The organism is Micromonospora tarensis (assembly GCF_016803395.1).
Lineage (GTDB): Bacteria > Actinomycetota > Actinomycetes > Mycobacteriales > Micromonosporaceae > Micromonospora > Micromonospora tarensis.
On sequence record NZ_JAEVHL010000031.1, the window covers coordinates 33,474 to 40,595 of the forward strand.

Annotated in this window: 10 protein-coding genes; 6 read left to right on the forward strand and 4 right to left on the reverse strand. The window is 73.1% G+C overall.

Annotated features, from left to right (window positions below):
* Positions 1 to 39 precede the first annotated feature (39 nt).
* Genes JM949_RS09850 through JM949_RS09860 form a run of 3 tightly spaced genes read left to right on the forward strand, consistent with a single transcriptional unit; the run spans position 40 to position 1,298 of the window.
* Positions 40 to 378: a DUF6158 family protein gene (locus tag JM949_RS09850; RefSeq protein ID WP_203148113.1), complete on the forward strand. Its 339-nt coding sequence runs from the start codon at positions 40 to 42 to the stop codon at positions 376 to 378.
* Positions 378 to 710 (forward strand): hypothetical protein, encoded by a 333-nt coding sequence (locus JM949_RS09855; protein ID WP_203148102.1) that lies wholly within the window; start codon positions 378 to 380, stop codon positions 708 to 710. Before JM949_RS09850 ends, JM949_RS09855 begins: the two co-directional genes overlap by 1 nt.
* 48 nt (positions 711 to 758) lie before the next feature.
* On the forward strand, positions 759 to 1,298 hold the full coding sequence (locus JM949_RS09860; RefSeq protein ID WP_203148103.1) for a DUF1360 domain-containing protein: 540 nt from the start codon (positions 759 to 761) through the stop codon (positions 1,296 to 1,298).
* 55 nt (positions 1,299 to 1,353) lie between these two features.
* Here the strand turns inward: JM949_RS09860 and JM949_RS09865 are convergent, their stop codons facing one another.
* From JM949_RS09865 to JM949_RS09875, 3 genes are all read right to left on the reverse strand, one after another.
* Positions 1,354 to 1,545, reverse strand: coding sequence for a hypothetical protein (locus tag JM949_RS09865; RefSeq protein ID WP_203148104.1), 192 nt, complete (start codon positions 1,543 to 1,545; stop codon positions 1,354 to 1,356).
* A 22-nt stretch (positions 1,546 to 1,567) separates the two neighbouring features.
* The gene (locus JM949_RS09870; protein WP_238432882.1) at positions 1,568 to 1,801 is read right to left on the reverse strand and encodes a hypothetical protein; all 234 of its coding nucleotides are present in this window, start codon (positions 1,799 to 1,801) and stop codon (positions 1,568 to 1,570) included.
* 299 nt (positions 1,802 to 2,100) lie between these two features.
* The gene (locus JM949_RS09875) at positions 2,101 to 3,186 is read right to left on the reverse strand and encodes a 3-deoxy-7-phosphoheptulonate synthase (protein WP_203148106.1); all 1,086 of its coding nucleotides are present in this window, start codon (positions 3,184 to 3,186) and stop codon (positions 2,101 to 2,103) included.
* A 282-nt stretch (positions 3,187 to 3,468) separates the two neighbouring features.
* Here JM949_RS09875 and JM949_RS09880 point away from each other — a divergent pair, with 282 nt between their 5' ends.
* The gene (locus tag JM949_RS09880; RefSeq protein ID WP_203148107.1) at positions 3,469 to 3,684 is read left to right on the forward strand and encodes a hypothetical protein; all 216 of its coding nucleotides are present in this window, start codon (positions 3,469 to 3,471) and stop codon (positions 3,682 to 3,684) included.
* On the opposite strand, the gene JM949_RS09885 is transcribed toward JM949_RS09880, so the two are convergent.
* Positions 3,651 to 4,400, reverse strand: coding sequence for a phosphodiesterase (locus tag JM949_RS09885; protein ID WP_203148108.1), 750 nt, complete (start codon positions 4,398 to 4,400; stop codon positions 3,651 to 3,653). The two genes, JM949_RS09880 and JM949_RS09885, sit on opposite strands and share 34 nt — an antisense overlap.
* A 101-nt stretch (positions 4,401 to 4,501) precedes the next feature.
* Here JM949_RS09885 and JM949_RS09890 point away from each other — a divergent pair, with 101 nt between their 5' ends.
* Both JM949_RS09890 and JM949_RS09895 read left to right on the forward strand, forming a co-directional pair.
* Positions 4,502 to 5,791: a M16 family metallopeptidase gene (locus JM949_RS09890; protein WP_203148109.1), complete on the forward strand. Its 1,290-nt coding sequence runs from the start codon at positions 4,502 to 4,504 to the stop codon at positions 5,789 to 5,791.
* Positions 5,788 to 7,122 (forward strand): M16 family metallopeptidase (locus JM949_RS09895; RefSeq protein ID WP_203148110.1); only part of this gene is annotated, 1,335 nt, incomplete at its 3' end. The genes JM949_RS09890 and JM949_RS09895, both read left to right, overlap by 4 nt.

Consider the following 7,122-nt stretch of genomic DNA (forward strand, 5'->3'; position numbering starts at 1 on the left):
TTCATCTAGACGCCAGCCCAAACGAGATCAATGGGGGCGATCATGACCGGATCGGTACGCGAGGACGACTTCGCGTCCAGCGGCAGCACGGAGATGAGCCCGGAGCAGCGGGTGCCCGAGTGGAGCGGCGACGAGCCCGCCGACCCGGCCGCCGCCGGCCTCGACGGTGACCTGCCCGGCATCGACCCGACGGAACTGACCGACGAGGATCTGATCCGCGAGATGCACAGCCTGCACCGCACCCGCCTGGACACCCTGCGGCACGCGGCGGATTCCGCGCTCGCCAACCACCTGCGGCGCACGGCGGAGTTGGAGACCGAGTACCTGGCCCGCCACCCGGGTCGAGAGGTCGACCCGAGCCGCCTGCGGGACGCGTGATGCCGGCCCGCGCGGTGCGCGGCATGTCCGCGCCACCCGAGGTGGTCTTCAACACCGCTACCGACCCCGACCGAGCCTCGGCCTGGCTGCCGGAGCCGCTGCGCGGCGACGGCAGCCCCGCCGCCGAGATCAACGGCGAGGAGCTGCGCGCCCGCTGGAGCGGCGACGCCGACTGGTCCGCGGAGATCAAGGTGGACCCGGCGGACTCCGGCGGCGCCCGGATCCAGCTCGACCTCGCCGACGGGTCCGATGGCGCGGACCCGGACCAGCTCGCCGACGAGGCGCTGGTCAACCTGGTCCGCGAGGTCGCGGACAACCTCCAGGCCGGCTGACGCCGCCACCAACCCCACCGTAGACATCATGACCTGGGAGGAGACCGGGTGACCGACACCGGCCTGCGACAGAAGGTGGCGCGGCTGCGCCGGGCGTACGCGCCGCACGAACACCGGCCGCTCGGCGGCTACCTGGTGGCGATGGGCGCCTACGCGGGAGTGGCCGGCGCGCTCGCCGGTCTGGTCAAGGCGACCGGTCGGCCGGTGCCGGAGCGTCCCGCGCCATCCGACGTGGTGCTGCTCTCCATCGCCACCCACAAACTGAGCCGGCTGCTGTCGAAGGACGCGGTGACCAGCCCGCTGCGGGCCCCGTTCACCCGCTACGACCACCCGATCGGCAGCGGCGAGGTGATGGAGCAGGTCCGCGACTCGGGCAGCCCGACCCGGCACGCCATCGGCGAACTGCTGAGCTGCCCGTTCTGCCTGGCGGTCTGGGTGGCCACCGGGCTGACCGGCGGCCTGGTGCTCGCCCCCCGGTTGACCCGGCTGGTGGCCACCGCGCTGACGGCGGTCGCCGCGTCCGATTTCCTCCAGATGGCGTACGCGACGGCGCAGCAGGCCGCCGAGGGCAAGCACGACGACGACTGACCGAACAGAAACGGAAGGGGCCGGCGTTTCCCGCCGGCCCCTTCCGTTTTACCCGTCAGCGCTGCATGCCGGACCAACCGTGCGGCGACTCCGGCTCCCGTTCGTCATCGTCCTCGCCGGTGATGATGTCCCGGTCCACAGCGGTGCGGTCGTGTTCGTTGGCGAAGTCCGGCTCGGGCGTGGTGTCCCGGCCCTTCGGCGGCTGTCCCAGCGCCGGCACCTTCTCGTCGTGGTCGTCGTGGTTCATCTCGGGTCCCTTCTGCGGTCACTCACCCCACCGAGCCGCCCAGCAGGTCGCTGGCCTCGTCCACCGCGTACTCACCCTCGGGCATCGCGTCGACGCGGGCGAGCAGGTCCGGCGGAAGCTCGGCGGCCACCGCCCGGCGGTAGATCTCTGCCTGGCTGATCCGCTCCTGCGCCCGGTAGATGTCGTCAAGGAAATCGTCGAGGTCCCGGGTGTCCGGCTCCCCGGCCACGGATGCGTCGTCGGTCACGCCGATCAGCTACCCCGGCCGGAATCGGTCAAACGCCACACGAGTCGCCGCCGGTCAACAGCGGCCGCCGCCCACGCCGCGGGGGCCGGGTGCACAGACAGCGCCGCCCCCGGCCTGGTGAGCCGGGGGCGGCGCTGGTGTCGGTGTGCAGGTCGCCTCTCGGCGAGTGGCACTGCGCGGCTCCAGCCGAACGGTATTCCGCGGAGGCTGTTTAGGTGAGGCCCGGGGACACTGGACACACCGACACCCCAGTCAACGAGCCGACCCCCACTCGTGTTCCACGCACCGGAGTGACGGCGGTCACGTTCTCACGCCATCGTCCGCAGGGTGGCCCGGCGGGCCCGCACGGCCGAGGCCAGGTGGTCGAGCACCTCGGCCGTGTCGTCCCAACCCAGGCAGGCGTCCGTGACCGACCGGCCGTACTCCAACTCCCGGGTCGGGTCGAGCTCCTGCCGGCCGGGCAGCAGGAACGACTCCAGCATGATGCCGGTGATGCCCCGCTGGCCGGCGGCCAACTGGGCGGCCACGTCCGCGGCGACCAGCGGCTGGTTGCGGTGGTCCTTGCCGCTGTTGGCGTGGCTGGCGTCGATGACCAGCCGCTCCGGCAACCCGGCCGCGCGCAGCAGGTCGAGCGCACCGGCGACCGACTCCGCGTCGTAGTTGGGCCGGCCGCCCCCACCGCGCAGCACCAGGTGCCCGTCCGTGTTCCCGCGGGTGTGCATGATCGCCGGGGTGCCGGAGAAGTCGATGCCGGGGAAGACGTGCGGCACCCCGGCCGCGCGGATCGCGTCCACCGCCGTGCCGATGCTGCCGTCCGGGCGGTTCTTCATGCCGATCGGCATCGACAGGCCGGAGGCGAGCTGGCGGTGCACCTGGCTCTCCACGGTGCGGGCACCGATCGCGCCCCAGGCCACCGTGTCCGCGATGTACTGCGGAGTGATCGGGTCGAGGAACTCGCAACCCACCGGCAGGCCGAGGCGCAGCACGTCCAGCAGCAGCGCCCGGGCCAGCCGCAGGCCGGTGTTGACGTCCCCACTGCCGTCCAGGCCCGGGTCGTTGATCAGGCCCTTCCAGCCGACCGTGGACCGGGGCTTCTCGAAGTAGACCCGCATGACGATCAGCAGGTCGTCGGCGAGCCGGTCGGCCGCCGTGCGCAGCCGCTGCGCGTAGTCGAGCGCGGCGGCCGGATCATGCACCGAGCAGGGGCCGACCACCACCAGCAGCCGGTCGTCCTCGCGGTCCAGCACCCGACCCACCGCGCGGCGGCCGGTCAGTACGGCCGACGCGAGCGGGGCGTCGAGGGGCAACTCGTGGTGCAGCAGGGCGGGCGTGGTCAGCGGCACGACACGGTCGATCCGCTGATCGCTGACCCGATCGGTCTCCGGGGTCGTCACGGTGGGTGATCCTTCCGCCGACCGTGCCCGGGGCCGGTGCCCGGGACGAGCCGGCTGCTCGTACGCAAAAGGGCAGGAACGACAGCTCCTGCCCAGCCGGCTCGATTCGTGGTGACGTCAGTTCATGGTGAAGTCACCGGCGTGCGAGCCGGCTGCCTAAACCATCGATAGGAACGCGTCACCGGGCCAGCCTACCCGACCGGGGCGAAAGCCCGGCCAGTCGTCCCAAGATGCGGGGTGAACATCGCGTGCCGGAGGCGCGGTCGGGGTATCAGTGCGGCCATGACGATTGAGCAGAGCGATCAGGACCGGGTGGAGTCCCGCGCCCACCTGCTGCCCGAGGAGGCGGCGGTGGGCAGTGACGACCCACAGGCGCAGGCCGCGGCCATCCTCGCCGAGTCGGACATGCGGACGGCGGACCAGAACGCGGCCCCGGACACCGTGCTGGAACGTCGTACCTCCGATCAGACCGTGGTCGCGGTCGAGCCGCCGGACTGAGCGGTCGCCCCGCGGGCCCGGCGCGAGCCCCGGTAGGTCAGGTCGCGAAGCCCGGCCACCGGACCCGCCATCCGTAACTCGGTCGGCAGGTTGCGCACCGGGTCGAACGCGAGCGCGGCGTCCACCTCGGCGCTGAGCTGGGCACCGAGGCTGACCTGCCCGACCGGCCGCCACGGCCCGACGGCGGACGCGACAGCGAGCACCAGTCGTGGCGTGTCCGCCCGGGTCGCGGCGGCCACCGTGTCCAGGCTGCGACCGAGGTCGACCGCGTCGGGGTCGGCCAGCGCGGCCAGCCAGAGCCGGCGGCGGCCGACCCGGTAGCACACGATCGTGCTGTACGTGCCGGTGAAGCGGCGCCGGGGCAGCGGCAGGTTCCGCAGCACCGGGGCCGCGCCGCTGGAGCTGACCAGCAGGTCGAACGGGCGACCGCCGTCGGGTTGCAGGCGCAGCGCGAGGCCCAGCACGTCCGGCCAGCTGCCCGGCGTGGGCGTCCCCTTGGAGAGCCGGACGGTGCTCCGGTAGCGGCCCGGGTCGTCCAGCAGCGCGACCCCGGTGGGCGGTCCCGGCGTACCCCAGATCATGGTCTCGCCGGCGAACGAGCGACCGGCCGGATGCAGCAGGCGGCCACGGCGCAGCCGGCCGAGTGCGGTGCTGGCGCGTTCGACGGCGGCGGCGGCCCGACCGGCGGATCGGGACGGTGGCGGGGTGATGGTCATCGCACTGCGATACCCCGAGCGGCGCTTCCGATGCCGGCGGGTCGGCTCGCCGGCCGACCACACGTCACCTTTCCGCCCGGGAGATCGGATAGCGTCGGGGCATGCCCGACAGCGGTTACCCCTGGCCCATCGAGACGTCCCGACTGGACAACGGCCTGCGCGTGGTGGTGAGCGAGGACCGCACCGCGCCCGCCGTGGCCGTCAACCTCTGGTACGACGTCGGCTCCCGGCACGAGCCAGCCGGGCAGACCGGCTTCGCCCACCTCTTCGAGCACCTGATGTTCGAAGGTTCGGTGAACGTGGCGAAGACCGAGCACATGAAGCTGATCCAGGGCTCCGGCGGTTCGCTCAACGCGACCACGAACCCGGATCGGACCAACTATTTCGAGACGGTGCCGGCCGAGCACCTGGAGCTGGCGCTCTGGCTGGAGGCCGACCGGATGGGCGGCCTGGTCCCCGCCCTCACCCAGGAGACGCTGGACAACCAGCGGGAGGTGGTCAAGAACGAACGCCGGCAGCGCTACGAGAACGTGCCGTACGGCGACGCCTGGCTGCGCCTGTTGCCGCTGCTCTACCCGCCGGGTCACCCCTACCACCACGCGACGATCGGCTCGATGGCCGACCTGAACGCCGCCGACCTCGCCACCTTCCAGGCGTTCCACCAGACCTACTACGCGCCCAACAACGCGGTGCTCACCGTGGTCGGTGACGCCACCGCCTCGGACGTGTTCGCGCTCGCCGACAAGTACTTCGGCGCGCTGCCCGCCCGCGACGACATCCCGCCGGCGCCGGACGGCCGCAGCGTGTCGCCGAGCGGGCAGACGGCCATCGAGGCGGTGAGCGCCGACGTGCCGGCGCCCCGGGTGTACATCGCCCACCGCACCCACCCGTTCGGCAGCCCGGGGTACAACGTGATCACCGTGCTCGCCACCATCCTCGGCAGCGGCCGGGGCAGCCGGCTCTACCAGCGCCTCGCCGACGGTGAGCGGATCGCCCAGCCGGACCTGGTCGGGGCGTACGGGGTGGACCTCGCGCACGCCCCGGCACCGCTGATCGCCACCATCACCGCCCGCCCCGGGGTGAGCGCTGAGCGGCTGGCCGAAGGGCTGGCCGAGGTCGTCGACGAGCTGGCCACCGTGCCGGTCACCGCCGCCGAGCTGGACCGGGCCAAGGCGTTGCTCAGCACCGGCTGGTGGCGTCAACTGTCCACCGTCGACGGACGGGCCGACCTGCTCGGCAGGTACGCCACCCAGTTCGGTGACCCGGCCCGGGTCGCCGACCAGTTGCCGGCCCTGCTCGCGGTCACCGCCGAGCAGATCGCCGAGGCCGCCGCCGACGTGCTCGCCACCGACCGGGTGATCCTGACCTACCTGCCCGAGGAGACCTCATGACGCTGATCGCCGACCGTCCCGGCCCGGGTGCCGCCCGCCCGTACCGGTTCCCGCCGGTGGTCCGCCGCACCGTGGCCGGTGGTCAGGTCGTCGCCGCGCATCTGCCCGGGCAGAACCTCGCCGTGGCGTTGCTCCTGCTCGACGTCGGCGCCGGCCAGGAGCCGCTCGGCAAGGAGGGCCTGTCCGGCGTGCTGGCCAAGGCGTTGGAGGAGGGGACGGCGCAGCGGGACGCCGCCGCGTACGCGCTCGCCGTCGAGGGGCTCGGCACCGCGTTGTCGACCGGCCTGGACTGGGACTCGTTCCAGGCCAGTGTGGTGGTCCCGGTGGACCGGCTCAGCGCGGCGGTGGAGCTGCTCGCCGAGGCGGTCCGCACGCCCAGGCTTGATCCTGCCGACGTCCGTCGGGTCCGCGACGACGAGGCGACCGCGCTGCGGATGGACTGGGCCAACCCGGGTCCGCGCGCCGACGCCGCGCTGCGCGCCGACCTGTTCGGCGCGGAGAACCGCTGGGGACGACCGATGTACGGCGACCCGGAGTCGGTCGCCGGGTTGGACGTGGAGGACGTGACGGTCTTCCACTCCGAGTGGTTCCTCCGCCCCGGCACCCTGGTCGTCGCCGGTGACCTGGACCGGATCGACCTGGACGCGCTCGCCGCCGCGGCGTTCGCCGGCACCGGTGGGGGCCCGGTCGAGCGGGGTGGCCCGATCGAGGTGCCGCCGCACACCGGACGGCGGATCATCCTGGTGGACCGGCCCGGGTCGGTGCAGTCCACGCTGCGGCTGGGGCACCCGTCGCCGCATCGGGCGCACCCCGACCACGTGCCGATGACCCTCGCCGGCACGGTGCTCGGTGGCGCGTTCACCTCCCGGCTCAACCACCTGCTCCGCGAGGTGCACGGCTACACCTACGGCATTCGGGGGGAGTTCGCGTCGTCCCGGCGGTTCGGGCGGTTCGCGGTCAGCTCCGGCGTGCAGACGGCGGTCACCGCGCCGGCCCTGGTCGAGGCGGTGAGTGAGATCACCCGTACCCAGACAACCGGGGTGACCGAGGATGAGCTGGAGGTGGCCCGTTCCTGGCGCGCCGGGCAGCTCTCGGTGGAGTTGCAGAGCCCTCGGGCGATCGCCTCCGCGCTGACCACGCTCGTGGTGCACGACCTGCCGGACGACTACCACGCACGCCTGCGGGAGTCGCTGCTCGCCGCCGACGTGGACCAGGTCTCCGCGGCGGCGGCCACCCACCTGCACCCGGATTCCTTGACCCTGGTCGTCGAGGGCGACGCCGCCACCATCCGCGACGCCCTGACCGCCACCGCCCTGGGAACCCTCCTCCCC